This is a genomic window from Acidovorax sp. LjRoot117 (genome assembly GCF_964252695.1).
Classification (GTDB): Bacteria; Pseudomonadota; Gammaproteobacteria; order Burkholderiales; family Burkholderiaceae_C; genus Acidovorax.
Window position 1 is genome coordinate 80,049 of sequence record NZ_CAXUPO020000016.1, and the last position, 26,912, is coordinate 106,960.

The following is a 26,912-nucleotide window of genomic DNA, read 5'->3' on the forward strand; positions in this document are numbered from 1 at the left end:
TGCCTCTTGCGGCCCTCACCAGCGCCCCGGCAGCCGCTCCTTGAGCAGATCCAGAAACGCCTGCACGGCCACCGGCAGGCTGCGGCCGGCCAGGGTCTGCACCTCCAGGTCGCGCAGGTCCATGCCGGCGTCGCTGATGGGCACGGCCACCACGGCGCCGGCGGCCACCAGGTGGCGCGCAGCGATCTCGCTGGCCACCGACAGCCCGCCGCCGTGCGCCACGAAGTTGAGCACCGTCTTGGCGTGGTTGCTGATGAGCACCGCTTCGAGCTGCAGGCCCTGGCGGCTGCAGACGATGTCGATCATCTGGCGCACCGTGGTCTCGGCCGGTGGCAGGGCCAGGGGGTAGGCGGCCATCTGCGCCAGCGTGACCCTGGCCGCGCCCGCCAGCGCATGGCCGGGCGGCACGAGCGCCAGCACCGGGGCGTTTTGCCGGTAGGCCACCTCGATGTCCTTGTGCGGCGCGCGGCTGAAGCACAGGCCGATGTCGGCCGCGCCGCTGCGCACGGCGTCGGGCACCTGGGCGGTGGGCAGCGAGATCACGCTGAACTGGATGCCGGTGTGCGTGCGCTGGAACTCCACGCACAGGCGCGGCACGAGCTCGTTGGCAAACGCGTCCGATGTGGCCAGGCGCACCTGCCCCGCACGCAGGCCCTGCAGCGCACCGATCTCTCCCAGCGCGCGTTCGGCGTCCAGCACCGTGCGCCGGGCGTGCACGGCCAATATCTCCCCGGCGGCGGTCAGCACCATGCCGCGCGGGTGCCGGTCGAACAGCGGCGTGCCCAATTGCGCCTCCAGCCCTGCGATCTGGCGGCTCAACGCCGAGGCGGCCACGTGCAGGCGGACCGATGCCTCGGTGAGCGAGCCGCTGTGCGCCACCTCCAGGAAGTAGCGCAGGGCGGTGTCTTGCAGAAGCTGGGGGCGCATGGGGCAACGAGCGGGTATGGGGTTTGCAGTGTTTTGCCGTTGGGCAGCCCAAAGTATGAAGTGGTTTGCCGCCGCGGCAAAGCTGCTTGCCTATTTGGCGTTGGTGTTGCGGGCGCGGGCTTTCTAAGATGGTCGTGGGCGTTCGGGGCGTGTGCCGTGCTGCCGCCTGCTTGCCGGCCTGCCTCGCTGACACCCTGTCTGTCTTTCCGTCTGCTTGCCTGCGTCCTTTCCCTTCTTCTGGAGTACCTGTATGCGTCTTTTTCCGTGGAGCCGTCGTGTTCTGTTCATGGCCGGGCTGATGGTGTGGGGCGCGAGCGCACAGGCACAGGCCGCGTGGCCCGACAAGCCCGTGCGCGTGATCGTGCCGTTCCCGGCCAGCGGGGCGACCGACCTGGTCGCGCGCGTGGTCACCCAGCGCGTGGCGGCCGACCTGGGCCAGCAGATGGTGGTGGACAACAAGCCCGGCGCGGGCGGCACCATCGGCACGGCCGAAGCCGCCAAGGCCGCGCCGGACGGCTACACGCTGCTGCTCACCACGAGCAGCACGCACGCCATTTCGCCCCACCTGATGCCGCGCCTGGCTTATGACCCGCGCAAGGACTTCACGCCGGTGGCCCACGTGGCCGACGCACCCAGCGTGCTGCTGGTGACCAACTCCCTGCCCGTCAAGAACGTGGCCGAGCTGATCGCCTACGGCAAGGCCCATCCCGGCAAGCTCAACTACGCCACCAGCGGCAACGGCACCATCGTGCACCTGAACACGGCGGCCTTCAGCGCGCAGGCTGGCGTGGAGATGACGCACATCCCCTACAAGGGCACGGCGCTGGCCATTCCGGACCTGATCGCCGGGCAGACCCATGTGCTGTTCGATTCGCTGCCCACCGGCATGCCGCACGCCAAGGCCGGCCGCCTGCGCGCCCTGGCCGTGACCAGCGAAAAGCGCAGCACGCTGGCGCCGGAGCTGCCCACGCTGGCCGAGTCCGGCCTGCCCGGGTATTCGTCGGTGACCTGGTTCGGCGTGTACCTGCCCGCAGGCGCACCACCCGCGCTGGTCGACAAGGTGCACAAGGCCTTTGCCAAGGCGGTGCAGGCGCCCGAAGTGGCCGAGAGCCTGGCCAAGCTGGGCGTGGAGCCCGCAGTGCCGCGCACGCCCGCGCAGTTCGGTGCGATGGTGCAGGCCGACAGCAACCGCTGGGCGACAGTGATTCGGCAGCACAAAATCACGGTGGAGTGACATCTCCCCGGTACCCGTTTGCCGTCAAACAACGACAGAACCGTTCACGCCGAGCCTGTCGAAGCACCGCGCACGGCTTCGACAGGCTCAGCCCGAACGGCTTGGGCAGGAGCCGCCTTCGGCCCCTCGCCCGAGAGAACGACACCCTCGGTGCGGGGCGGGCCCTCCTCGGTGCCTCTCGCTTTGCGCCGCGCCAGTTTCAAGCGCCGCGAACCCTTGCGGGCAACCCATTCAGAACGCCATGAATAACCCAACCCTCGACTGGTCCCTTCCCTACGCCTCCCACCGCAGCGCGGTCATGGGGCGCAATGTGGTCTCCACCTCGCAGCCGCTGGCCGCGCAGGCGGGGCTGCGCATGCTGCTGGCGGGCGGCAACGCGGTGGATGCCGCCATCGCCGCCGCCATGGCGCTCACCGTGGTCGAGCCCACGGGTTGCGGCATCGGCAGCGACGGCTTTGCCATCGTGTGGGACGGCAAGGAACTGCACGGCCTCAATGCCTCGGGCCGCTCGCCGGCTGCGTGGTCGCCGGAGTATTTTGAGAAGCTGGGCGGCATCCCCGAGACGGGGTGGAATGCGGTCACCGTGCCGGGCGCCGTCTCGGCCTGGGTGGCATTGTCCAAACGCCTGGGCAAGCTGCCCTTCGCACAGCTGGCGCAACCCGCCATCGACTACGCGCGCCATGGTTTTCCGGTGTCGCCCACCATCGCCCGCCTGTGGGCGCTGGGCGGTGCCAAGCTGGGCGCGCAGCCCGGTTTCGCCGAATGCTTTCTGCCCGGTGGCCGTGCGCCGCAGGCGGGCGAGATATTCCGCAGCGAGGCGCATGCCCGCACGCTGGAGCTGATCGCCGAGACGCAGGGCGAGGCCTTCTACCGCGGCGTCATCGCCGAGCGCATGGTGGCCCATGCGCAGGCCCACGGCGGCGCGATGACGCTCGAAGACCTGGCCTCGCACCAGGCCGACTGGGTGGGCACCATCGAGCAGCGCTTCGGCGACTCGGTAGTCCACGAGATTCCGCCCAACGGTCAGGGCATCGCTGCGCTGATGGCGCTGGGCATGCTCGACGCGCACGGTGTCGGCAAGCATCCGCTCGACAGCGTCGAGACCGTGCACGCCAGCATCGAGGCCATGAAGCTCGCGCTGGCCGACCTGGACCAGTACAACGCCGACATCGACGCGATGCCGGTCACTCCCCGCGACCTGCTGCAGGCCGACTACCTGCGCAGCCGCGCGGCGCTCATCGACCCCGAGCGTGCCGGCGACCCCGGCCACGGCGCGCCGCGTCCGGGCGGCACGGTGTACCTGGCCGCGGCCGATGCGTCCGGCATGATGGTCTCGTTCATCCAGTCCAACTACATGGGCTTCGGTTCGGGCGTGGTGGTGCCGGGCACGGGCATCAGCCTGCAGAACCGGGGCCACGGCTTCAACCTCAGGCCCGGCCACGCCAACGAAGTGGGCCCGCGCAAGCGCCCTTCGCACACCATCATCCCGGCGTTTGCGATGCACGCGGACGGCACGCCGCAGATGGCCTTTGGCGTGATGGGCGGCCCCATGCAGAGCCAGGGCCACACCCAGATGGCGCTGCGCGTGCTGCGCTACGGCCAGAACCCCCAGGCCGCCGCCGACGCGCCCCGCTGGCGCGTGACCGGCGGCAAGGGCGTGGCCGTGGAGCCCGCGTTCGACCCCGCCGTGGTGGCGGCGCTGCGTGCGCGGGGCCACGAGGTCACGGTGGAAGAGGGCAACGGCGTGTTCGCCTTCGGCGGCGCGCAACTCGTGCTGCGCGAGGGCGGTCACTACATCGCCGGCTCCGACCCGCGCAAGGACGGGCACGCGGTCGCTTTCTGACCACCGGCCCTGGCGCGCAGGCGGCGGGGGCGCAGGCCGTCCACGGCCGCGGCGCGCGTGTCAGCCCGCTGCGCAGTCCGGAAAGCGCTTTTGCAGCTCGGCCGCCGGCATGGTCTCGGCCACGTCGATGTTGCGCACGAGGGGGATGTACTCGCCCGGGTCGGTGAAGCGCATCAGGGTGCTCGCCACCTGGTTCCTCGGGCCGTTCTTCATCTGGCAGCCGGCCAGCTCCAGGCCCAGGCTCAGTTCCCGCGGCCCGTCGTCGGCGGCCTTCCAGGCCAGGGCCTTGTCGCGCAGCGCCTGCAGGCGCGGCAGGGCGGCAGGCTCGATGCGCCAGACCTGCACGACGGTATGGATGGACTCGTACGGCGCCAGCGGGCTGCGTTCCGCGGTGCTGCGCAGTTCCTGCAGCGGCAGCTTTTCTTCCAGGCGTTCCACCGTGTCGCGGCCACCGGGCAGGCGCACCTTGCGCGACACGCCCACCGACAGCACCAGCGACTGACCGTGCAGCCGCAGGCTCGGGCTGTGCACCACGGCTGCGCGCAGCGCCGCGGGGTCCAGGGTTTCGATCTGCAGCTTGCGCAGCTTCCAGAGCGACGACACCGGCACGCTGCCGCATGCGGCGAGCAGCCCCGCGGCGCACACAGCCAGCAGCAAGGGTCTGCTCCACAGTGCCCGGCGGCTGCCGGAAAAAGCTGAGTGGGCAGCGCGCAGCAGTGCGGGTGCGGGCTCAGGGTTGCTCGGGGAAGACATGGAGCTGGGTTGCATGGGGCAATAATTACTGTAAAACGGCATGTTATTATTGTTTTACAGAAAATTCCAGGTGACCAGATGCCTCATTCCTTTGCTTTGCAGCGCTCATCGGTCCACAGCACCGCCTTTCGGCGGCTGGCCTGGGGGCTGCTCGTGGCCAGCTGGGCCTGTGCGCTGGTGTCCATCGGGCTGTCGTTGGCGCGCTGGGCCGCCATCGGGCATGCGATGGATTGGGGGCGCTGGCTGCCCGTGACCGTGGTGCCTGCGCAGGCCATGGTGGCGGGCGTGGTCGCCCCGGCAACGATGGACACGGCCTGGCGCTGGCTGGGCGTGGCGCTGGAGTGCATACCCGGCCTGGCCTTGTTGTACACCGTGCTGTGCGTGCACCGCATCTGCCGCGCCTTCTTGCGCGGCGAGGTGTTCGGTCCGGAGGTCGTGCGCGGTTTCAGGGGCGTGGGCTGGGGCTTTCTGGCGATGTTCGTGGCGTCGCTGGTCTACCAGGTCGGCGTCTCGGCGCTGCTGTCGTGGCTCGCGTCGGGGCAAAAGGGCGGTATGGTCGTGCTGGGCGTGAGCTCGTTCGAGATGAGTGTGGTGGTGGTCGGGCTGATGATGCTGCTGCTGGCCCACGTGCTCGCCGAGGGCAGCCGCCTGAAGGCCGAATCCGATGCGTTTGTCTGAAAACAGGTTCCGAGAGCGACTGCCACACCATGACGATTGTTGTCACCTTGGATGAGATGCTGGTGCGCCGCAAGGTCAAGTCGCGCGATCTGGCGGCCCACGTGGGCATCACCGAGGCCAACCTGTCCTTGCTCAAGAGCGGCAAGGTCAAGGGCGTGCGCTTCGAGACGCTGTCGGCCATCTGCGAGTACCTGCAGTGCCAGCCCGGCGACCTGCTGGCGTGGGTGGACAGCGGCGGCGATGGCGCCGACGACGGCGCGGTGCAAGAAGGCGTGTAAGTGCGCCAGTGGGGCTGGGGTGCCGCTCCCGTCAGCCGGCGCAGGCGCGTGGCGGTGGCCGTGGTGGCCTCCGTGCTGCTGCACGGCGTCATCCTGACCGCGTGGAATCTGCCAAGCAGCCGCATCTTCCCGTCGCCACCAGCGCCGCCATCCGCATCACCGCGACAGGCGATGGAGGTGCAGTGGATCACGCCTGCCGAGGTGCTGCAGCCCGCCACGGCGGTGCGCGAGCCGGAGCGTGCGCAGGCTCGCCCCCAGGGTTCCGTTCCCGCATCTGCATCGCGGCCGGTGCGTGCGGCAGAGCGCCCCCGCAGCGCCAACGCGCCCGCCGAGGCAGTGACCGGCACGGTCATCGGCAGCCCGCCACCCGCCGTGCAGCAGCCCCCTGCACAGGCCGCGACTGCCGCAGCGCCCGCGCCGCAGCTGCCTGCGTCCGACAGCCGGATGGCCGATGCCCCGCTGCGCTGGAGCCCCGACGCCGTGGGCCGTGCCGACCGCCAGGAGCGCGAATGGCAGCGTCGCCACGGTGAGGTTCCGGCGGCGCAACGGGCGGCCGGCGCAGGCGCAGGTGCTGCCATGCCTTGGGGTGGCGCGGTTGCGACCCGTGAATGGCGCGGGGGCGATGGGGCGCGCGTGGCGCAGGTGCAGGGCCTGGGCGGCAGCAGTTACTGCGTGCGGTTGCCATCGGCCAATCGCCTGCCCGATGTGGGCGCCGCACCGCGCGTGGCGCCCGTCACCAACTGCCCTTGATCCCGCCGATTGCCCTGGGGCCGCCGGGCCGCATCGCCGGTCCGCGCGCGGGCGTGCGCTCCAGCAGCATCGCGTCGCCGTAGCTGAAGAAGCGGTACTTCTGTGCGATGGCGTGGCGGTACAGGCCCATCACATGCGCGTAGCCGGCAAAGGCGCTCACCAGCATCATCAGCGTGCTCTTGGGCAGGTGGAAGTTGGTGATCAGCACGTCCACCACCTGAAAGGCAAACCCCGGCGTGATGAAGATGCTGGTGTCGCCCGACGCCTGGCCCGAGCGGGCCCATGATTCGAGCGTGCGCACCGTGGTCGTGCCCACCGCCACCACGCGACCGCCGCGCTGGCGGCAGCGCTCCAGCGCTGCCAGCGTGGCGTGCGGCACCTCGTACCACTCGCTGTGCATCTGGTGCTCGGCCAGGTTCTCGGTCTTCACGGGCTGGAAGGTGCCGGCGCCCACGTGCAGCGTGACGCTCGCGCGCTCGATGCCGCGCGCCGCCAGGTCGTCCAGCACGCCGTCGTCGAAGTGCAGCGCGGCCGTGGGCGCGGCCACGGCGCCGGGGTTGCGGGCGAACACGGTCTGGTAGCGCTGGGTGTCCTCGGCTTCGTCGGGGTCGTGGTCGGCGTTCTGCTGGCGCTCGATGTAGGGCGGCAGCGGCAGGTGGCCGTGGCGCTCCATCAGCTCCCAGGGCGATTCGCCCGCAGGGCCGTGCAGCGCAAAGCGGAACAGCGGGCCGTCCTCATGGGGCCAGCGCGACAGCAGCGTGGCGTCGAAGCCGCCGCCGTGGCGCCCGCCGGCCATGTGCACGGTGCTGCCGGGCAGGGGCTTCTTGCTGACCTTCATGTGGGCGACGACTTCATTGCCCGGGTTGTCGGCTTCGGCGGGCAGCACGCGCTCTATCAGCAGCTCCAGCTTGCCGCCGCTGGCCTTCTCGCCAAAGATGCGCGCCTTGACCACGCGCGTGTCGTTGAACACCAGCAGGTCGCCCGCGCGCAGCAGGCCGGGCAGGTCGCGGAAGATGCGGTCGGCAGGCTCGATGGCGCGGCCGTCGAGCAGGCGCGATGCGCTGCGCTCTGCGGCGGGGTGCTGGGCGATGAGTTCGGGGGGCAGCGAGAAGTCGAAGTCGCTGAGGGTGTAGGCGCGCGGCGCGCCGGGGTCGATGTCGGTCATGGTGCTTGAGGGCCGGACGGGCCCGTGCCAAGAAAGGCGGAGGTCGGAGAAAGAAGGGTGCCATTGTCCCATGCGCCCTCCTGCACCACGCGCTACGGTCCGTGCCGGATGGCGATGCGGCTGCGCAAGGCCCGGGACCGGGGAAAAGACGCCCGCCTTCAGGCGCTGGCCAGGGTAACCGTGGTAGCCTTTTTGATTCGATGCTTCGTTCGCACCACCCTGCTCCATGCCCGCCGCTGCCCCCCGCGTTCCCCTGAGCCCCAAAGCCGCGGCAGCGCCTGCTGGCGCGGCCAAAGGCGGCGCGTCGGTGGCGCAAAAGGCGATGCACAAGCTGGGCCTCAAGCGCGATATCGACCTGGCGCTGCACCTGCCCCTGCGCTACGAGGACGAGACCCGCATCACGCCGCTGGCCAATGCGCGCGACGGCCAGATGGTGCAAGTCGAAGCCACCGTGATCGCCAGCGAGGTGCAATTGCGCCCGCGCCGCCAGCTGCTGGTGCAGGTCGAAGACGACACCGGCACCTGCGAACTGCGCTTCTTCAGCTTCTACCCCTCGCACCAGAAGACCCTGTCGGTGGGCGCGCGCCTGCGCATCCGCGGCGAGGTCAAGGGCGGCTTCTGGGGCCGGCAGATGCTGCACCCGGCGTTTCGGCTGGCGGGCGGCGAGCTGCCCGCCGCGCTCACGCCCGTCTACCCCACCACGGCCGGCCTGCCGCAGCCCTACCTGCGCCGCGCGGTGGTCGGTGCGCTGGCCCGGGTGGACCTGTCGGACACGCTGCCCCCTGGCACCGAGCCGCCGTATGCGCGGTTCAATAGCCAAAATGGCCTCCCGCGCTTGTTCAGCCTGCGCGAGGCGCTCACTTTTTTGCACCACCCCACGCCGGACGTGGCGATGTCCACGCTGGAAGACCACAGCCACCCGGCCTGGCAGCGGCTCAAGGTGGAGGAGCTGCTGGCCCAGCAGCTGTCGCAGCAGCAATCGCGCCGCGCGCGGGACATGCTGCGTGCGCCCGTGCTGCACGTGCGTCGGCCCACCGATGGTGCGTTGCCGCTGCACGAGCAACTGATGGCCGTGCTGCCCTTCAGCCTGACCGCCGCGCAGCGCCGCGTGGGCGAGGAAATCGCCGCCGACCTGGCGCGCCAGGTGCCCATGCACCGGCTGCTGCAGGGCGACGTGGGCTCGGGCAAGACCGTGGTCTCCGCCCTGGCCGCGTGCCTTGCCATGGACGCGGGCTGGCAGTGCGCGCTGATGGCGCCCACCGAAATCCTGGCCGAGCAGCATTTCGCCAAGATGATCTGCTGGCTCGAACCGCTGCTGGCCGCGCGCGGCCGCAAGGTGGCCTGGCTGGTGGGCGGGCAAAAGAAGAAGGACCGCACCGCCATGCTCGCGCTGGTCGATAGCGGCGAGGCCGCGCTGGTGGTGGGCACCCACGCCGTGATCCAGGATCAGGTGCGGTTCAAGAACCTGGCGCTGGCCATCATCGACGAGCAGCACCGCTTTGGCGTCGCGCAGCGGCTGGCGCTGCGGCAAAAGCTGGCCGAGCACGGCATGGAGCCGCACATGCTGATGATGAGCGCCACGCCCATCCCGCGCACGCTGGCCATGAGCTACTACGCCGACCTCGACGTCTCGGTGATCGACGAGCTGCCTCCGGGCCGCACGCCCATCGTCACCAAGCTGATCGCCGACAGCCGCAAGGACGAAGTCATCGAGCGCATCGGCGCCCAGGTGCAGGCCGGCCGGCAGGTGTACTGGGTGTGCCCGCTGATCGAGGAAAGCGAGGCGCTGGACCTGAGTAACGCCACGGCCACGCACGCCGACCTGAGCGAAGCCTTGCCAGGCTGCATGGTGGGCCTGCTGCACTCGCGCATGCCCACCGCCGAGAAAAAGGCGGTGATGGCGCTGTTCACCAGCGGCCAGATGGGCGTGCTGGTCAGCACCACCGTGATCGAGGTGGGGGTGGACGTGCCCAATGCCTCGCTCATGGTCATCGAGCATGCCGAGCGTTTCGGCCTGTCGCAACTGCACCAGCTGCGCGGCCGCGTGGGCCGCGGCGCTGCGGCGTCGGCCTGCGTGCTGCTGTATGCCACCAACGACAGCGGCCGCGTGGGCGAGACCGCCAAGGAACGCCTGCGCGCCATGGCCGAGACCAACGACGGCTTCGAGATCGCCCGCCGCGACCTGGAGATCCGCGGCCCCGGCGAGTTCCTGGGCGCGCGCCAGTCGGGCGACGCGCTGCTGCGCTTTGCCGACCTGGCCACCGACACCGTGCTGCTCGACTGGGCCCGTGAACTGGCGCCGGTCATGCTGGACCGCTACCCGGACCTGGCGGCGAAACACGTGGCGCGCTGGTTGGGTGGAAAATCGGACTATCTGAAGGCATGAAGATGGCATTCCCCCGAAGCCGCCACGGGCAGGGGACTGCCATTCACCCCCAGCCCAGGAACAGACCATGACCCTGACCGAACTCAAATACATCGTCGCCGTGGCGCGCGAGAAGCACTTTGGCCATGCGGCCGATGCCTGCTATGTCTCGCAGCCCACGCTGTCGGTGGCGATCAAGAAGCTGGAGGAAGAGCTCGATGTGAAGCTCTTCGAGCGCAGCGCGGGCGAGGTATCGGTCACGCCGCTGGGCGAGGAGATCGTGCGCCAGGCGCAGAGCGTGCTGGAGCAGGCCGCGGCCATCAAGGAGATCGCCAAGCGCGGCAAGGACCCGCTGGCCGGCCCGCTGACCCTGGGCGTGATCTACACCATCGGGCCCTACCTGCTGCCCGACCTGGTGCGCCAGGCCATCGGCCGCTCGCCCCAGATGCCGCTCATGCTGCAGGAGAACTTCACGGTCAAGCTGCTGGAGATGCTGCGCACCGGCGAGATCGACTGCGCCATCCTGGCCGAGCCGTTCCCCGACACCGGGCTGGCCATGGCGCCGCTGTACGACGAGCCTTTCATGGCGGCCGTGCCCAGTTCGCACCCGCTGGCGGCCAAGAAGTCCGTCACCGCCGCCGAGCTCAAGAGCGAGACCATGCTGCTGCTGGGCTCGGGCCACTGCTTTCGCGACCATGTGCTTGAGGTCTGCCCCGAGTTCGCGCGCTTTTCCAGCAACGCCGAGGGCATCCGCAAGTCGTTCGAGGGCTCGTCGCTCGAGACCATCAAGCACATGGTGGCGGCAGGCATGGGCGTGACGCTGGTGCCGCGCCTGTCGGTGCCGCGCGATGCGCTGCTCACGGTGTCGCGCCGCCGCAAGAGCGACGAAACCTACGTGCGCTACCTGCCCATCCGCGAGGAGGACGGCGGCCCGCCGCCCATGCGCCGCGTGGTGCTGGCCTGGCGGCGCAGCTTTACCCGCTACGAGGCGATTGCCGCGCTGCGCAACGCGGTGTACGCGTGCGAGTTGCCGGGCGTCAAGCGGCTGTCCTGAACATCGCTTCGACGGCTGTTTCGATCGCCGCCTGAGCAGGGCGGCAAGGGCTACACTTTCGCCCCGCATGGCGTGCAGTCTTTCAGGGGCCCGCCACGGGCGGCGACAACGCGCTGCCCGGACTGCAGGCCGAGCGACAGGCGGCCCGCAGGCGCCGTGCGCACTCCACAACCCAAGGAAAACAAACAATGAAGAAGATTCTGATGGCCGCCAGCCTGGCCGTGGGCCTGGCCGCGTGCACCAGCATGCCCACCGACACCGCAGGTGCAGGCACCGTGAAGAAGGCCGACATGGACCGCCTGGTGGCCGTGCTGCCCGCTGCACCGCAAGGCAGCTTCACCGAGTTCCTGGCCCAGGCCGCGCGCGAGAACCCGCTGCTGCGCGCCAGCGTGGCGGCCTATGCGGCCAAACAGCCGCTGGCGGGCGATGACCTGGTCAACATCAGCCGGCTGCTGGGCCTGTACAACCGCCTGCACAACCAGGCCGCGGTGATCGACGCCACGGCGAAGATGGTGGCCATCCCCACGGTGCGCGCCGACAAGGTGCCGCCGCACGAGGACAAGAACATCATCGCCTTCGGCGCGCTGGTCGAGGGCATGGCCCGCGACTTCGGCCTGATGTACCGCAACGTGGACAACCGCATCTTCGAAGTGAAGCTGCCCGGCAGCAGCAGTGAGGAGTTCGGCATCCTCACCCACGCCGACGTGGTGCCCGTGGTGGCCGACGAATGGGTGCTGGACGACGGCACGCGCCTGGATCCCTTCAAGCTCACCCGCGTGGGCGGCAACCTGTACGGCCGCGGCTCCATCGACGACAAGGGCTCCATCGCTGCCGTGCTGTACGCCATGAAGGCCGTGAAGGAAAGCGGCCTGCCGCTGTCGCGCACCATCCGCCTCATGATCGAGACGACCGAAGAGACCGGTGGCGACGCGATGAAGTACTACCGCGCCAAGACCGCGCTGCCCGAGTACAACATCGTGCTGGACAGCAAGTACCCCGCCGTGGTGGCCGAAAAGGGCTCCGGCGCGCTGCGCGCCTCGTTCGCGCTGGGGCCGGCGGCCGGTGCTGGCGCCACCGCCATCACCGCCATGGCAGGGGCCGCATCGACCAATGCCGTGCCGCAGACCGCCACGGCCAGGCTGCAAGGCGGCAACACCGCCGATGTGGCGGCGCGCCTGAACGCTGCCAAGGCTGCGTTCGTCGAGAAGTACAAGCCGCAGGGTGGCCCCTTCAGCATCGACGTCACGCAGGACGGCGCCGCCGTGCAGGTGAAGGTGACCGGCGCATCGGCCCACGGCTCGCGCCCTGAAGAAGGCGTGAACCCGCTGCCGCGCCTGGCGCTGTTCCTCAAGGAGTCCGGCGTCGCGCTGGCCCCCAACGGTTACGCGCAGGCCGTGCGCTACCTCACCGACCTGTATGGCACCGACTACCTGGGCCGCACGCTGGGCCTGGCGTATGCCGACGACTTCATGGGCCCACTGACCATGTCGCCCAACCTCGTGCGCGAGAAGGATGGCCAGGTCGATGTGCTCGTGAACGTGCGCATGCCCCGCGGCAGCACGCCCGAGGCGCTCTCGCAGGCCACCTCGGCCAGGATCAAGGCCTGGGGCACCCAGGCCGGCGTGGCAGTGGAGGTGGACCACCAACAGGGCAACTGGATGGCGCGCGACCCCAAGGGCGCCTGGCTCTCCACGTTGCTCAACACCTTCGGCGACACCACGGGCCTCGAAGCCAAGCCCGTGCCCACGGCCGGCAGCACCACGGCCAAGCTCATGCCCAACGCCATCAACTTCGGCCCCGCCATGCCCGGCAAGAAGTACACGGCGCACAACGCCAAGGAGTTCAAGGAAGTGGTGGACCTGGACGCGGACATGCAGATGTTCACCGAGATGCTCGTGCGCATCGGGAATTTGAGCCAGATGCAGTGATGGCTTTGGCGCCTGCGCTAAAGTGATCCGTCAGCCGCCATGCGCTGCAGCTCCGGGCCCACCGGGGCCGCAGCGCACGGCGGATTCCATCGATTGACCCTCATCCAACGAAGGAGCTCCCCATGGCCAAGGCCCCCAAGACCGCCACACCTGCCACCACCGCCCCCCGCATCAACATCGGCATCAGCGACAAGGACCGCGCCGCCATCGCGCAAGGCCTCTCGCGCCTGCTGGCGGACACCTACACGCTGTACCTGACCACGCACAACTTCCACTGGAACGTGACGGGCCCGATGTTCAACACGCTGCACACCATGTTCATGGCGCAGTACACCGAGCTGTGGAACGCGGTCGACCCGGTCGCCGAGCGCATCCGCTCGCTGGGCCACGTGGCCCCCGGCTCGTACGCCGAATTCGGCAAGCTGGCCACCGTGCCCGACGCGCCCAGCCAGCCGCCCAAGGCGCTGGAGATGGTGCGCATCCTGGTCGAAGGCCATGAGGCCGTGGCCCGCACCGCGCGCAGCCTGTTCCCGCTGGCCGACAAGGCCAGCGACGAGCCCACCGCCGATCTGCTGACCCAGCGCCTTACGGTGCACGAGCAAACCGCGTGGATGCTGCGCTCTCTGCTGGAAGAATGAGAGCCGGGTAAGTAAGCCACCGCTTCGGTGGCAGCCCAGGGCCGCCGCTCCGGTGCACCGGAGCGGCCATCCCGCGTGCCGGGGGACGCCTGCAAAGTGCGTTTTGTCCTACAGAACGTGCGAGCAGTTGTACGGATGATGCGAGTTTTGATCATGCTGCCCATCGCGGCGGTGTGGCGGCTGGACCAACCCGGTGATCTATGCGAATCCTGTACGTTGAAGACAACCCCGAGCTGCGCGAAACCATCGGCATGCTGATGGAAGGCGACGGCCAGACGGTGACCTCGTGCGCCACGGCCGAAGAGGCGCTGGCCCTTGATGCCGAGGACCCCTTCGACCTGCTCGTCTCCGACGTCAGCCTGCCCGGCATGTCGGGCACGGACCTGGCCCGCAAGGTGCTGGCCGTGGACCCGCAGCGCTGGGTGGTGCTGTGCACCGGCTACGAGCTGGGCGACTATGCCTCCGCCTGGGGCCCGAACGTGCGCACGCTGCTCAAGCCCTTCGAGCTGGAAGACCTGGAGAGCCTGCTGGACTCCATCCGCGCTGCAGTCCACCGCACCGCGGCCTGACAGGCACTTCGGCGCCGCCCGCCGCCCGGACCCCGCGCCTTCGCTCTGAGCCCCGTTCCCGAGCCTTCGCCCTGAGCGGGCCTGTACCGCAGCAGTACAGGCCACCCCGACCCCCACACCTTCCCGTCCCTGTCGAGCCCCCGCCGGGTTGGCTTTGGGCCTGCGCCCGCGCTACGCCAGCCTGTCTCCCGGCCTGTCCGCCCGCCGGTCGGCGGCTGGGCAGGGCGCCACCCGCGGCAGCTCCACCCGAAAGCGCGTGGTGCCGTCCTGCGAGGACGCATGGATATGCCCGCCGTGCGCCCGCACGATCTGGTGGGCGATGAACAGGCCCAGGCCCAGCCCCTGATGGCGCCCGGGCGCGCGCTCCCGCCCGCGGAACGGGTCGAACAGATGGGGCAGCAGGTCGGGCGCGATGGTGCCGCCGTTGGCCACCTCCAGCACCAGCGTGTCGGCCAGGCGACCGTCCAGCAGCACCTGCACCGGCTCGCCTTCCGCCCCGTGGTGCACGGCATTGCCGACCAGGTTGGTCACCACCTGGCACAGCCGCTCGCCGTCCCACGTGCCTGACAGGTCCCCCTGCAGCGTGGACGCGATGGTGCGGTCCGGGTGGCCGGTCTGGATTTCACCCAGGACGCGCTGCACCAGCACCTGCATGTCGGTCGGGCCGGGCTGAAGGCCCAGCCCGCCGGCCTGGCGGATGCGGGTGACGTCCAGCAGGTCCTCGATCATGCCGGCCATGCGCTGGCTGCTGCCGAGCACGCGGTCCGCCATGGCCTCGATCTTGTCCGGCTCGGGTTGGCGCTTGAGCAGGGTGGCCGCCGCCGTGATCGACATCAGCGGGGTGCGCAGGTCGTGGCTCAGCACGGCCATGAACATCTCGTTGATGCGCAGCGCCTGGGTGCGTTCGTGCAGCTCGTGGGCCAGCGCCTGCTTGCGCCGGTGCAGGTCGAAGAACACCTGGGCCTTGGTGGCGAGCATGTGCGGGTCGATGGGCTTGTACAGAAAGTCCACCGCCCCGGTTTCGTAGCCCCGGAACTGCCAGTTCTGCTCGCGCGAACCGGCGGTCATGAAGATCAGCGGAATGTGCCGCGTGCGTTCGCTGCCGCGCATCAGCTCGGCCAGTTCGAACCCGTTCATCTCGGGCATCTGCACGTCCAGCAGCGCTAGGGCCACGTCGCTGTGGCTGAGCAGCAGCTCCAGCGCCTCGGGGCCCGACTGGGCCTTCAGGATCTCGATGCCTTCGCGCTGCTGCAGCAGGGCTTCGAGCGCGATCAGGTTCTCCTGCACGTCATCGACCAGCAGGCACTTGATGCGCTCGGTGGGCGCAGGCGGGGGGGGCGATGTCAGGGGGTTCATCGGGCGGTCCGGGTACATCATCGTCACAGCAGGCTTTGTTGGTGCAGTTGCGCAAGCAATGCTGCGATGCCCGCGGGGGGCAGGGTGTGGTCTACGGGCGTGCTGGCCAGCGCGGCCAGGGGCATCGCCGGCATGGGGGCGCTGGCCGGGTCCTGCACGATGGCCAGGCCGCCGGCCGAGCGGATGGCCGCCAGGCCCCGTGCGCCGTCTTCGTTGGCGCCCGACAGCAGGATGCCCACCAGGCGCGGGCCGTACAGGTCGGCGGCGGACTCGAACAGCACATCGATGGAGGGTCGCGAGAAGTGCACCGGTGCATCCACCGACAGCGACAGGCGTGGCCCCTCGTCCAGCAGCAGATGGTAGTCCGGCGGCGCGAAGTACACGTTGCCGGGCTGCAGCTCGTCCTTGTCCCCGGCCTCCTGCAATGGCAAGGCGCAGCGCTGGCGGAAGATGTCCGCCAGCAGGCTGCGCCGGTCGCGCGGCAGGTGCAGCACCACCACCAGGGGGGCCTGCAGCGTGGCCGGCAGGGCCGGCAGCAGGGCCACGAGGGCTTCGACGCCACCCGAGGAGCCGCCCACCACGATGGCGTCGTAGGCGGGGCGGGGGGCGGCCGCCGCAGCGGTGGTCGCGGCGCTCACAGGCCGGCCTTCTTGCGGTAGATGCGGTCTTCGAGCACGAAGTCGTCGAACGCCGGGGCCTCGGCCGAAAAGCGCAGCGACTCCTTGGAGCCCAGGCCCAGAAAGCCCCGGTGGCACAGCGCCTCGCGAAAGAGCCCGAGCGCGCGGTTTTGCAGGTCGCGCTCGAAGTAGATCAACACGTTGCGGCAGGACACCAGGTGCACCTCGGCGAACACGCTGTCGGTGGCCAGGCTGTGGTCCGAGAACACCACGTGTTCGCGCAGCGACTTGTCGAACACCACGCGGCCGTAGCGCGCGGTGTAGTAGTCCGACAGCGAGCTGCGCGCGCCGGAGCGGGCGTGGTTCTCGGTGAATGCCGCCACACGCGCCAGGTCGAACACGCCGGACTCGGCCAGGCGCAGCGCGTGGGGGTTGATGTCGGTCGCGTAGATCAGGGTGCGGTCCAGCAGGCCTTCTTCCTGCAGCAGGATGGCCAGCGAGTACACCTCTTCGCCCGCGCTGCAGCCGGCCACCCAGACCTTGAGCGAGGGGTAGGTGCGCAGCAGCGGCACCACTTCCTCGCGCAGCGAGCGGAAGTACGTGGGGTCGCGGAACATGTCGCTCACCTGCACGGTGAGGTATTCCAGCAGCGCCGGGAACACGTGGGGCTCGTGCAGCACGCGATCCTGCAACTGCGACAGGGTCTTGCACTGGAACTCGATCAGCGCCGTGTTCAGCCGGCGCTTGAGCGATGCGGGCGAGTAGCCCCGGAAGTCGTAGTGGTAGCGGTGGTAGATCGCATCGATCAGCAGGTGCTGCTCGATGTCTGCGGTCTTCGCTTTCTTCAGGAGGGACATGGGCCGGGCGTCGGGGCTCGCTGCAGGGTTTACTTCGGCATCCAGACGCGCACGAGCGACAGGAGCTTTTCCACATCCAGCGGCTTGGCGATGTAGTCGTTGGCACCGGCGGCCAGGCACTTTTCCTGGTCGTCCTTCATGGCCTTGGCGGTCAGCGCGATGATGGGCAGGCGGCGCCACGCGGGGCGGCTGCGGATTTCGCGCATGGCGGTGTAGCCGTCCATCTCCGGCATCATGATGTCCATCAGCACCAGGTCCACCGCAGGGCCGCTGGCGTCGGCGCGCTCGAGCGCCTGCAGCGCCTCGATGCCGTTGCGGGCGATCTGCAGCTTGATGCCCGTGGGCTCCAGGATGCTCGAGAGCGCGAACACGTTGCGCACATCGTCTTCCACCACCAGCACGTTGCGGCCTTCCAGCGCCGTCTCGCGGCTGCGCGCGGACTGCAGCATCTGGCGGTGCTCCGCCGACAGCTCGGACTCGACCTGGTGCAGGAACAGCGTGACCTCGTCGAGCAGGCGCTCGGGCGAGCGGGCGTCCTTGACGATGATGGATTTGGAGAAGCGCCGCAGCTGCTGCTCCTCGTCGCGCGACAGTGCGCGGCCGGTGTAGACGATGACGGGCGGGAACGACACGCCGTCCTGCTCGGTCATCTGCTGCAGCAGCTCGAAGCCGGTGAGGTCGGGCAGGTTCAGGTCCATCACCATGCAGTCGAAGGTGGAGCCGCGCAGGTGGTCCAGCGCCACCCCGGCGGTGCCGGCGCAGACGATCTCCACGTCGTCGCGGCTCAAGAGGTGGCGCACGCTCTCGCGCTGGCGCTCGTCGTCTTCCACCACCAGCACGCGGCGCAGGTTCTGGGTGAACTTGGCCTCCAGGCGCTGCAGGGCCTGCACGAGCTCGTCGCGCTTGACCGGCTTGAGCGCGTAGCCCACGGCGCCGCGGCCCATGGCCTCCTGCGAATAGTCCGCCACCGACACCACGTGCACGGGGATGTGCCGCGTGACCGGGTTGCGCTTGAGCTGGTCGAGCACGCCCAGGCCGGAGAAGTCGGGCAGGTTCACGTCCAGCACGATGGCGCTGGGCAGCAGCTGCGCGGCCATGGCCAGGCCGTCCGCCGCGTTGAAGGCCATGTGGCTCTCGAAGTCCATTTCACGGGCCAGGTCGCACAGGATGTTGGCGAAGCGCTCGTCGTCTTCCACGACGAGGATGCTGCGGGCACTCGCGCGCAGGGGCGCTGCGGCGCCGGTGGCGGCCGCCTGAGGCGCTGCGATGGCGCCCAGCGCCTGGGCCACGCCCGCCAGTTGGGGCGCGGCCGGTGCCAGGGCCGCGGGCGTCGCCATGGGGGCGGTGTGTGCGGCATGGGCGGGTTGTGCGGTGTACGGAGTGCCCGCAGCCGCTGTCGCATCTGCCTGCAGCGCTGCCAGCCGCGCCGGCAGCGTCAATGTGAACACGCTGCCTTCGCCAGGCGTGCTCTCGACCGAGATCGCGCCGCCCAGCAGCTGCGCCAGGTCGCGCGAGATCGACAGGCCCAGCCCCGTGCCGCCGTACTTGCGGTGGGTGCTGCCGTCGGCCTGGCGGAAGGCCTCGAAGATCAGCTCCTGCTGGTGCGCGGGGATGCCGATGCCTGTGTCCCGCACCGCAAACACCACCGTGTCCCCCGTGCCGCGCGACACCTGCAGGGTGATGGAGCCTTTTTCGGTGAACTTGAGCGCGTTGGACAGCAGGTTCTTGAGCACCTGGCCCAGGCGCAGCGGGTCGGTTTCCATCGTCGGCACGTCCGCGGCCACGGTGGCCGACAGTGCCAGGCCCTTTTCCTGGGCCAGCAGGCGCAGCGGCTCCACCAGCGCCTGCACCGCCTTGCCCACCTGCACGGTCTCGACCGACACGGTGGCCTGGCCGGCCTCGATCTTGGCCAGGTCGAGGATGTCGTTGATCAGCGCCAGCAGGTCGTTGCCCGCGGAGTAGATGGTCTGGGCGTACTTCACCTGGTCGCCGGAGAGGTTGCCGGGCTTGTTGTCGGCCAAGAGCTTGGCGAGGATGAGCGTGGAGTTCAGCGGGGTGCGCAGCTCGTGGCTCATGTTGGCCAGGAACTCGCTCTTGTACTGGCTGGCCGTTTCCAGCTCGCGCGCCTTGTCGGTCAGGGCGCTCTGGGCGCGCAGCATCTGTTCGCGCTGGTATTCCAGCTGCTGGGTCTGCTCTTCCAGGTGGGCGTTGGTCTGCTCCAGCTCGGTCTGCTGCACCTCCATCTGTGCCTGCGACTCCTGCAGGATGCGGCTTTGCTGCTCCAGCTCTTCGTTGTTCACGCGCAGCTCTTCCTGCTGCGTCTGCAGTTCCTCGGACTGGCGCTGTGTTTCCTCCAGCAGCGCTTCCAGCCGGGTGCGGTCCGCGCCGGAGCGGATGGCGATGGCCAGCATCTCGGAGGCACGCTCCATCAGGCTGCGCTCGGCATCGTCCAGCGCGCGGTAGAAGCCCAGCTCGATCACGGCATACACCTTGCCGTTTTCCACCGCGGGGGCCACCAGCAGCTCGGCCGGGCTCGACTGGCCCGTGCTGGACGACACCAGCAAGTGGGTGGAAGGCACGTCGCGGACGTGCAGCAGTGTGCGGGTGCGCGCTGCCTCGCCCACCAGGCCTTCGTTGGCCAGCAGCGTCTGGGTAAGCCGCTCGCGCGGCAGCGCATAGCCGCCGAACAGCGAGAACCCGCCGCCGGACTCGGCCACGTAGCCTGCGCCCACATTGGCCTTGAGGTAGCCGGCCAGGTACTCCAGCGCCAGCTTGCCGATATCTTCCAGCCGGTGGTCGCCCTGCAGGCGCTGGCCCAGGCCGGTCAGGCCGGCGGACACCCACGACTGCCGCGACTTGGAGCGGTATTCCCGCGAGGTCATGGCGGCCGAGGCGCAGATCAGCGCCAGCAGCACGATCGAGCCGCCCCACGAGTAGTAGGCCGACATCGTCGCAGCATCCACCCAGGCCTGGCGGCGGGATTCCAGTTGCTGGCTCTGCAGGGTGAACAGGTCGGACGAGAGGTCGCGCACCCGGTCCATCAGGTTCTTGCCCGCGTCGGTGCGCACCAGGGCCATGGCGGCGTCCCGGTTGCCGCCTTTGTACAGTTCGACGGTTTCGTTCAGCTCGCGCAGCTTCTGCCGCGTGAGGTCGTCGATCTGCGTCACTATGCGGCGGTGGATCGGGTCGTCGTTGGTGCTGGCCTTGAGGGCCGTCATCTGCCGGTCCAGCGACGTCAATGCCAGCTGGTAGGGCTGCAGGTAGGCCACCTCGCCTGTCAGCAGGAAGCCGCGCTGGCCGGTTTCGGCGTCCTTGAGCGCGGAGTTGAACAAATTGAGCTGGCGCATCGCCAGCGTGGTGCGGTCCATGGCCGCCACGGCGTCGCCGCGCATTTCGGACGCGCGGAAGTTGACCAGGGCAATGACCAGGGTGGCCAGTGCGGCCACGACGAAGCCCGCCATCAGCGTGCGGGGGATGGCAAAGCGTGTGGTGGCCTGTGTACTGGAGGATCTGGGCATGCGGTGCAGGTCCTTAGGGGTGGTGTGACCCGGGGACTTTACCGGGTTTGCAACGCTTGTTACAGGGAGAGCCCTGCCGGGGTGCGGCCAATCGGCGCTCACCGCTCAGGCCCGGACCCGGGTGCGGCCGGCCAGCCGGCTGCTACATTCGCACAGCCCGCGCCCCCGGCAGGCTGATCCTGCCCCCGTTGTGCCCCCGCTGTGCCGCCTGGTGCCGCGTTCCAGCCCATTCTTTCGCATCTGCCTGCCGCATGTCCACCGTCGCCCCCCGCAGCCGCTTCGCCCTGTACCTCGACCTCATCCGCTGGGACCGCCCCGCCGGCTGGCTGGTGTGCCTGTGGCCCACGCTGTCCGCGTTGTGGATCGCGGCCGACGGCTTTCCGGGCTGGCACCTGCTGGCGGTGTTCGTGCTGGGCACCATCCTCATGCGCAGCGCTGGCTGCTGCGTGAACGATGTGGCCGACCGCGACTTCGACAAGCACGTCAAGCGCACCGCGCAGCGCCCCGTGACCACCGGTGCCGTGTCGGTGAAGGAGGCGCTGGGGCTGGGCGCCGTGCTGGCGCTGCTGGCGTTCGGCCTGGTGCTCACCACCAACGCGGCGGCCATTGCCTGGTCGGTGCCCGCGCTGCTGGTGGCCATCGCCTACCCGTTCACCAAGCGCATCATCTCCATGCCGCAGGCGGTGCTGGGCATCGCCTTCAACTTCGGCATCGTGATCGCTTTCGCCGCCGTGCAGGGCACCGTGCCCGCCGTGGCATGGTGGATGTGGCTGGGCAACCTGTGCTGGGTGCTGGCCTACGACACCGAATACGCCATGGTCGATCGCGACGACGACCTCAAGATCGGCATCAAGACATCGGCCATCACCCTGGGCCGACGGGATGTGCCGGCGATCGTGGCCTTCTACCTGGCTTTCCTGGCTATTTGGGTCCTGGCGCTGGCCCCGTATGCGCTAGGTGCTATTTTTTATATAGCAATCGCCGCCGCGCTCGCCCAGGTGGCCTGGCACTGGAGCCTGATCCGCCACCGCACCCGCGAGGGCTGCTTCAAGGCCTTTCGGGTGAACCACTGGCTGGGCGCCACGGTGTTTGCAGGCATCGCGGGCAGCTACCTGGTGCGCCAGTAAACTGGCGTCCGCCGATCCATCCCCCTGTCCCCAGATCCAACATGAGATACGCATGGCCACCTCTCCCTTGACTGCGACTGTGATTGGCGGCAACGCGGTGGTACCGCAGGCTGCCGCGGCCTGGCCCGCGACCGGGCCAGATGCCACCGGAGCGCTGGTGCTCCCCGCCCACTTTCCCGTCGCCCTGAATGCCGAGCAGCAGCAACAGGTGCAGCAAAGCCTGTCGCAGGTGGACTTTCTGGCCATGCCCACCCGCGAGGTCGTCACGCTGGGGGCGGACATCGAGACGGCCCTGCACCGCACGCTCGACGGCTTTCTGGCGCGCATCGACCAGGGCAGCGACCCGAAGATCTTCAAGCTCATCGCCAGCCTCAAGGAGGCGGTCGACAAGGAAGACCTGCCGGCCCTGGCCCGCAAGATCACCCACCCCGAGCCCAGCCTGCTCTCGCGCATCGGCGGCCTGTTCAGCAAGGCCGCGGCGGCCAAGGCGCTGGCCGCCGTGTGGGAGGAAACCCGCCGCCTGGCCCAGGGCAAAACGAAGACGCTGGTCGACGTGGTGCAGAAGATGGATGTCGAACTGCGCCAGGAGCAGCAAAAGCTCGACGGCGAGATCCGCGCGCTGGAGCAGCTCAAGGACGCCTACCGGGGCCGCTACAGCGACTTCGCCGTGGTGGTGGCCTTCCTGTCCGTGTTCCTGGTGCGCTCGCGCGAGCTGGTGGCGCAGGCGGAGCAGGCCGTGCAGCCGGGCGATGCGCAAGCATCCGTGCGCCTGAGCGAGCTCAAGGACAAGCTGCAGGCGCTGGAGTCGCGCGCGCTGGCGCTGGAGGGCACGCTGAGCCGCCTGCCGGCCGACCAGCTCGTGATCCGCCAGCTGCAGAACGCCGCCATCGCCACGCTGCAAGAGACCACCACCACCGCATCGAGCCGCTTCGCCAGCATCAAGATGACGCTGCTGACCCTGCACGGCGCGCTGGTCACCCAGTCGGTACAGCAGCTGGCCGACCACGGCGCGGCGCTGGACCAGAACCTTGCGGGTGTGCGCTCGGTGCTGATGAAGGACGTGGTGACCAAGGCCGCCAACGCCCCGGGCGACAACCGCCTGGCCCAGGCGCAGCAGCTGCAGGCGATCGTCGCCGATACCGCCCAACTGGTGGGCGTGGTGGAGCAGGCCCGCGCCGACAACCAGCAGAAATTCGCGCAGGCCCGCGAGATGTTCGCCCAGGCCCGCCAGGACATGCTGGCCGTGGGCCAGCAGCTGCGCCCCGACCAGCCCCTGAAGTATTGACCCGGCGCAGCTGATCCTTCAACAGATCCAACGTCCAAAAACCCGACATGGCCCTCGAACTCAAACTCTCCAAGCCCGGCGACGCCGCCCCCAAACTGTCGCTGAACCTCGCCAAGCCCGCGCGCTTCACCGTGGAGCTGTACTGGGACTCTGCGCACGACCTGGACACCCACGCGCTGCTCGCTACCAATGGCGGCGGCGGTGCCAAGGTGACCAGCTTCGACCAGGTGCTGAGCACCTACAACGCCAAGAAGACCAACCCCCAAGGCGTGCTGACCACGCACGCCGACGGCTCGTTCTCCACCCCGGAAGGCGGCATCACCCATTCGGGCGACGCGCGCACGGGCGTGAACCTGGACGTGGACGAAACCCTGTCCATCGACGGCAGCAAGATCCCGGCCGGCGTGAACGAGATCCCGATCTTCGTGACCATCCACGCTGCCGGGGCGGCCAATTTCTCGTCGGTGAAGAATGCCGGCATCCGCATCAAGAACGACCAGGGGCTGGTGCTGGGCGAGTACCTGCTGTCCAATGAGTTCGGCCCCTTCAATGCCGTGCAGATGGGCAGCCTGCTGCTGGAAGGCAGCGGTTGGCACTACCTGGCCGCGGGCAGCGGCTTCAACGGCGATTTCAACTTCATCCTGTCGCACTTTTCCTGACATGCCGTGAGCGGCCCTCGCCAGGCCCGCCACCGCCGCGTTGCCTGCACTGGATGAAGCCCAAGGTCATCACCCACACGCCCGCCACCCCGCCACCCGGCGCCCCGTCTGCCCAGGGGCCGCAGGATGCGGGCGGCGGCCGCGTGCTGCGCGCCACGGTGATCGCGTCCGGCGCACCCGGCGCACCCGCTGCAGCGCCGGCAATGCCTGCACCGGGGGGGCTCTCCGCAGCGCCCACCACCGTCGTGTCCCCGCCAGGCAGTGCCGCCGTGGGCCGCAGGGCGCCGCCTTCGGTGGTGCCCGGCACCATCCGGCGGGGGGTGGATGTCAGCCTGCGCCAGTTGTCCGAGCGGTTTCCCGGCGCGCGGCCCGAAGTGCTGCAGCAGGCCGAGCGCCTGCTGCAGGACACGGTCATCGATACCTTGAGCGCAGCGCAGGCCGCGCGCTGGGGCGACGAGGCGCAGCGCCACTATGGCGCGCTGGTCGATGCGTCCTTGCAGATCATCCATTCCGACACGCTGCAGGCCAGCCTGCGCCACATGGCCCGGCTGCACGCCCTGCTGGGGGCGGTGGCCGAAAAATGGCAGGCCCCCGCCAAATCCTCGTTGCGCTTTTGGAAGAGCGATGCCGGACCCGGCCAGGTGCTGCAAGCCAGCCAGGGCGAGCTCGCGCAGCTGCGGCAGCACCTGTCGCAGGCCTTGCCGGCCTTGCGCACGCTGCAGGCCGAGCTGCAAGCCATCTCGGGCGAGCTTGCCCCCTTGGCGCTGCGGCTCGATGCGCTGAGCCTGGCGGCGCACTACCTGGCCGATGCGATGAGCGCCGGGCCGGGCACCGACGCCGACCCGCGCGCCTACGCTCTGGTGCAACGCGCCAGCGCGCTGGCGCAGACGGTGCTGCACATCCACAGCGGCATGGTGCTGCGCCAGGGCAGCCAGCACCACCTGGACGCATTGATCCACCGCATTCAGGACACCGTACTGATGGCCTTGCCCGCCTGGATGGAAAAGGTGACGCTAGCCACCCAGTCGCGCCCATTGAACGACACCGAGCGCTACGCGCTCGCCCAACAGCTGCAAGGCCTTCTGGGCCTGCTTCACATCTCCTGACTTCACGGACCCCACCACATGGCGTTGACCCTGGACCTGAACAAATCGCAGCAAACCCTCGTGCTGAACCTGGCCAAAGCGGGCGTGAGCGACCCACCCCAGGTGGACGTCGCCTTCGTGATGGACGTGTCCGGGTCCTTCGACGATGAACACCGCCAGGGCGTCACCAACGACCTGCTCACGCGGCTGATCCCCTGGGCTGCGCTGTTCGACCCCGACCAGAAGATGGAGGTCTACACCTTCTCCAACGGCCCCCGCAACGTGCACCACGCGGCCGACGTGAGCGCCCGCAACTACGCGGGCTACGTGCAGCGCGAAATCATCGGCTGCCCGGGCTACCAGGGCGGCACCGACTATTCGTACGTGCTGGAGCGCGTGCTGGCCGACTTTGGCTGGGCGCCCGCTGCGGCCCGGCCCCAAGGCTTCTTCGCCAGGCTGCTGGGCGCCAGCGCTGCCGCGGCGCCCGCCGTCGCGCCGCGCCAGACGCTGATCTTCTTCGTGACCGACGGCGAAAGCTCCGACGAAGCCAAGACCACCGCGCTGCTCAAGGCCTCGCAAGCCCGGGGTGATGGCGTGTACTTCCACTTCCTGGGGGTGAGCAACCAGTCGGCGAAGTTTCCGTACATCGAGCGCCTGGGCGACCAGTTCGGCAACGTGGGCTTCACCGCCGTCAACCAGGTGCGCAGCTGGGTGAAGCAGCCGGACGACGCCATCAACCAGGCGCTCATCAGCGACGAACTGGTGGCCTGGCTGAAGGGCGGCCGCGCCTGAGCGGCCGATGCCCCCTGGGCGCGCGGGCCGGTGTGCGAGGGCCTGCGGACTGACGACCACGCTGGGTCGCCGCGGTGGAAAGTGTTGCATCCCGGCCGACGGGGTTGTAAGAGTTGTGACAGGGCTGGCTCAGGGCCTGGGCGCTCCTGAGAATCTGGCCCGGGCCGGTTCAGGCCCCGCCACCCGAAGGCGAGGAACCAGGCGCTCAAATGCCTGGCGGCCAAGGGGTGGTGAATCTCTGCGCTGCGGGCCTGTGCCTGCGGCGTGTCACTCCAAAGACTCCAGGCTTGCATGAAGAATAAAACACACACTTTGCGCGCTCTGCGTTTCCTGTCGGCCGGTGCGGCCCTGTCGTGCCTTGTCGCGCCAGTGCTCGCGGCGGACTACAGCCCTTACCCCAAGGCCGGGGTGTACGAGGCGAGCGACGGCAGCTTCGAACGCCTGCTCACCGTCAAGCCCAACGGCAAATTCACGCTGGAGGTGGCTGAAAAAGGCAAACCCGGCAACCTGCGCAGTGGCTCGGGCGAAGGCAGGCTGGCCGATGCGCCGGGCGGCTGGACCTTCAGCGAAGGCCGCTGCACCATGACCTTGAAACGTGCCGCCGGCGGCATGCAGATGCGGGTGGAGGCCTGCGCCAGCGCCTGGGGCGATGTGCCGTTCGATGGCAAATACGCTTACCAGGGCGAGGAAGCCTCGGCACCAGTGGCCAAGGCAGGCCCGGCCCGCAGCGCACCGCCTGCCGCGGCGCCTGCCATGGCTGCGGCCCCTGCTGCGGCGCCCGCAACCCCGGGTGCCGCCGGCGCACCGGCGGCACCCAGCGCGGGCCTGCCGTCGCGCAAGGCGCTGAGCCAGCAGTGGACCCAGCTGTCGTCCGACACCGTGGCCGGAGGCAAAAGCGCCCGGTTCTGGGCCCAGCCCGCGCCCGGCGCTGCGGCCGGCCCGGGGCTCGAGCATTTCACCGCCGCCGGTTTTGTGATCGATGTCGGCACCGCGTACGACCGCCTGTCCGCCGCAGACATGGCCAAGCCGCCGCTCCAGCTGGTGCAGGTTCCGCTGCCGCCCGTCACGGCCAAGGAAGGGCTGGAGTTCGAGGTGGAGTGCCGCTACGGCAAGGCCGACAAGGCGGTGGCCATCAACGTCAGCAGCGTGGGCAAGGGCCAGCAGGTGACGCGCAAGCGGGCCAGCGCCTGGATGCTGGACGCCAATCTGCAGGCGGTGGAGATCAAGCCTGCGAGCAAGGCCAAGTGCCCGCAGGCCCAGGCCGGCTACTGAGGCTTCACGCGGGTTCGTTTTTACTCATCCATACCCGACACCGTTCGGGCTGAGCCCTTCGACGTGCTCAGGACAGGCTTGTCGAAGCCTTGCGCAGCGCTTCGACAGGCTCAGCGTGAACGGTCTCGTATGGATGAAAGCTGAAGGTATCAGTCCCGGCTT

At 69.3% G+C, this 26,912-nt stretch carries 23 protein-coding genes; 16 read left to right on the forward strand and 7 right to left on the reverse strand.

Annotation, left to right across the window (positions count from 1 at the left end; translation table 11 throughout):
- Nucleotides 1-15 precede the first annotated feature (15 nt).
- Nucleotides 16-927 (reverse strand): LysR family transcriptional regulator, encoded by a 912-nt coding sequence (locus ACSQ3D_RS25795; protein ID WP_436128734.1) that lies wholly within the window; start codon nt 925-927, stop codon nt 16-18.
- A 250-nt stretch (nt 928-1,177) separates the two neighbouring features.
- Here ACSQ3D_RS25795 and ACSQ3D_RS25800 point away from each other — a divergent pair, with 250 nt between their 5' ends.
- Both ACSQ3D_RS25800 and ACSQ3D_RS25805 read left to right on the forward strand, forming a co-directional pair.
- The gene (locus ACSQ3D_RS25800) at nt 1,178-2,161 is read left to right on the forward strand and encodes a Bug family tripartite tricarboxylate transporter substrate binding protein (RefSeq protein ID WP_436128735.1); all 984 of its coding nucleotides are present in this window, start codon (nt 1,178-1,180) and stop codon (nt 2,159-2,161) included.
- A gap of 241 nt (nt 2,162-2,402) precedes the next feature.
- Nucleotides 2,403-4,004: a gamma-glutamyltransferase family protein gene (locus tag ACSQ3D_RS25805; protein ID WP_436128736.1), complete on the forward strand. Its 1,602-nt coding sequence runs from the start codon at nt 2,403-2,405 to the stop codon at nt 4,002-4,004.
- 60 nt (nt 4,005-4,064) lie between these two features.
- Here ACSQ3D_RS25805 and ACSQ3D_RS25810 read toward each other — a convergent pair whose 3' ends face one another.
- A complete protein-coding gene (locus ACSQ3D_RS25810) occupies nt 4,065-4,757 on the reverse strand; it encodes a hypothetical protein (protein WP_436128737.1) in 693 nt (230 codons plus the stop codon).
- A gap of 78 nt (nt 4,758-4,835) precedes the next feature.
- Here ACSQ3D_RS25810 and ACSQ3D_RS25815 point away from each other — a divergent pair, with 78 nt between their 5' ends.
- Genes ACSQ3D_RS25815 through ACSQ3D_RS25825 form a run of 3 tightly spaced genes read left to right on the forward strand, consistent with a single transcriptional unit; the run spans nt 4,836 to nt 6,463 of the window.
- Complete coding sequence (locus tag ACSQ3D_RS25815; RefSeq protein WP_235504098.1) at nt 4,836-5,435, forward strand: DUF2975 domain-containing protein; 600 nt, start codon at nt 4,836-4,838, stop codon at nt 5,433-5,435.
- A gap of 29 nt (nt 5,436-5,464) precedes the next feature.
- Complete coding sequence (locus tag ACSQ3D_RS25820) at nt 5,465-5,713, forward strand: helix-turn-helix domain-containing protein (protein ID WP_056172504.1); 249 nt, start codon at nt 5,465-5,467, stop codon at nt 5,711-5,713.
- On the forward strand, nt 5,714-6,463 hold the full coding sequence (locus ACSQ3D_RS25825) for a hypothetical protein (protein ID WP_436128738.1): 750 nt from the start codon (nt 5,714-5,716) through the stop codon (nt 6,461-6,463). It begins immediately after the preceding gene.
- Here ACSQ3D_RS25825 and queA read toward each other — a convergent pair.
- On the reverse strand, nt 6,447-7,628 hold the full coding sequence (gene queA, locus ACSQ3D_RS25830) for a tRNA preQ1(34) S-adenosylmethionine ribosyltransferase-isomerase QueA (RefSeq protein WP_436128739.1): 1,182 nt from the start codon (nt 7,626-7,628) through the stop codon (nt 6,447-6,449). The two genes, ACSQ3D_RS25825 and queA, sit on opposite strands and share 17 nt — an antisense overlap.
- 226 nt (nt 7,629-7,854) lie before the next feature.
- Between queA and recG the strand changes: the two genes are divergently transcribed.
- From recG to ACSQ3D_RS25855, 5 genes are all read left to right on the forward strand, one after another.
- Nucleotides 7,855-10,014 (forward strand): ATP-dependent DNA helicase RecG, encoded by a 2,160-nt coding sequence (recG, locus tag ACSQ3D_RS25835; protein WP_436128740.1) that lies wholly within the window; start codon nt 7,855-7,857, stop codon nt 10,012-10,014.
- A 67-nt stretch (nt 10,015-10,081) separates the two neighbouring features.
- A complete protein-coding gene (locus ACSQ3D_RS25840) occupies nt 10,082-11,047 on the forward strand; it encodes a LysR substrate-binding domain-containing protein (protein WP_056420394.1) in 966 nt (321 codons plus the stop codon).
- Between the two features lie 188 nt (nt 11,048-11,235).
- Nucleotides 11,236-12,975 (forward strand): dipeptidase, encoded by a 1,740-nt coding sequence (locus ACSQ3D_RS25845; protein WP_436128741.1) that lies wholly within the window; start codon nt 11,236-11,238, stop codon nt 12,973-12,975.
- Between the two features lie 122 nt (nt 12,976-13,097).
- Nucleotides 13,098-13,613 (forward strand): Dps family protein, encoded by a 516-nt coding sequence (locus ACSQ3D_RS25850; protein WP_056420391.1) that lies wholly within the window; start codon nt 13,098-13,100, stop codon nt 13,611-13,613.
- 200 nt (nt 13,614-13,813) lie between these two features.
- Complete coding sequence (locus tag ACSQ3D_RS25855; RefSeq protein WP_056420388.1) at nt 13,814-14,182, forward strand: response regulator; 369 nt, start codon at nt 13,814-13,816, stop codon at nt 14,180-14,182.
- A 171-nt stretch (nt 14,183-14,353) separates the two neighbouring features.
- On the opposite strand, the gene ACSQ3D_RS25860 is transcribed toward ACSQ3D_RS25855, so the two are convergent.
- The 4 genes from ACSQ3D_RS25860 to ACSQ3D_RS25875 are packed head-to-tail and all read right to left on the reverse strand — an operon-like array spanning nt 14,354 to nt 20,530.
- Nucleotides 14,354-15,538 (reverse strand): hybrid sensor histidine kinase/response regulator, encoded by a 1,185-nt coding sequence (locus tag ACSQ3D_RS25860; protein ID WP_156370843.1) that lies wholly within the window; start codon nt 15,536-15,538, stop codon nt 14,354-14,356.
- A gap of 23 nt (nt 15,539-15,561) precedes the next feature.
- On the reverse strand, nt 15,562-16,176 hold the full coding sequence (locus ACSQ3D_RS25865; protein ID WP_056420382.1) for a chemotaxis protein CheB: 615 nt from the start codon (nt 16,174-16,176) through the stop codon (nt 15,562-15,564).
- Nucleotides 16,173-17,012, reverse strand: coding sequence for a CheR family methyltransferase (locus ACSQ3D_RS25870; protein WP_056172525.1), 840 nt, complete (start codon nt 17,010-17,012; stop codon nt 16,173-16,175). Before ACSQ3D_RS25870 ends, ACSQ3D_RS25865 begins: the two co-directional genes overlap by 4 nt.
- 29 nt (nt 17,013-17,041) lie before the next feature.
- On the reverse strand, nt 17,042-20,530 hold the full coding sequence (locus ACSQ3D_RS25875; RefSeq protein ID WP_436128742.1) for a response regulator: 3,489 nt from the start codon (nt 20,528-20,530) through the stop codon (nt 17,042-17,044).
- 251 nt (nt 20,531-20,781) lie between these two features.
- On the opposite strand from ACSQ3D_RS25875, the gene ubiA reads away from it, so the two are divergent.
- From ubiA to ACSQ3D_RS25905, 6 genes are all read left to right on the forward strand, one after another.
- A complete protein-coding gene (gene ubiA, locus ACSQ3D_RS25880; RefSeq protein WP_056420371.1) occupies nt 20,782-21,657 on the forward strand; it encodes a 4-hydroxybenzoate octaprenyltransferase in 876 nt (291 codons plus the stop codon).
- Nucleotides 21,658-21,709: 52 nt separating this feature from the next.
- Complete coding sequence (locus ACSQ3D_RS25885; protein ID WP_436128743.1) at nt 21,710-22,942, forward strand: hypothetical protein; 1,233 nt, start codon at nt 21,710-21,712, stop codon at nt 22,940-22,942.
- A gap of 47 nt (nt 22,943-22,989) precedes the next feature.
- The gene (locus ACSQ3D_RS25890; RefSeq protein WP_056420365.1) at nt 22,990-23,601 is read left to right on the forward strand and encodes a TerD family protein; all 612 of its coding nucleotides are present in this window, start codon (nt 22,990-22,992) and stop codon (nt 23,599-23,601) included.
- 53 nt (nt 23,602-23,654) lie between these two features.
- Nucleotides 23,655-24,707 (forward strand): hypothetical protein, encoded by a 1,053-nt coding sequence (locus ACSQ3D_RS25895; RefSeq protein WP_436128744.1) that lies wholly within the window; start codon nt 23,655-23,657, stop codon nt 24,705-24,707.
- 18 nt (nt 24,708-24,725) lie between these two features.
- Nucleotides 24,726-25,478 (forward strand): VWA domain-containing protein, encoded by a 753-nt coding sequence (locus tag ACSQ3D_RS25900; protein ID WP_436128745.1) that lies wholly within the window; start codon nt 24,726-24,728, stop codon nt 25,476-25,478.
- A gap of 312 nt (nt 25,479-25,790) precedes the next feature.
- On the forward strand, nt 25,791-26,750 hold the full coding sequence (locus tag ACSQ3D_RS25905; RefSeq protein ID WP_235504097.1) for a hypothetical protein: 960 nt from the start codon (nt 25,791-25,793) through the stop codon (nt 26,748-26,750).
- The last annotated feature ends 162 nt before the right edge of the window (nt 26,751-26,912 follow it).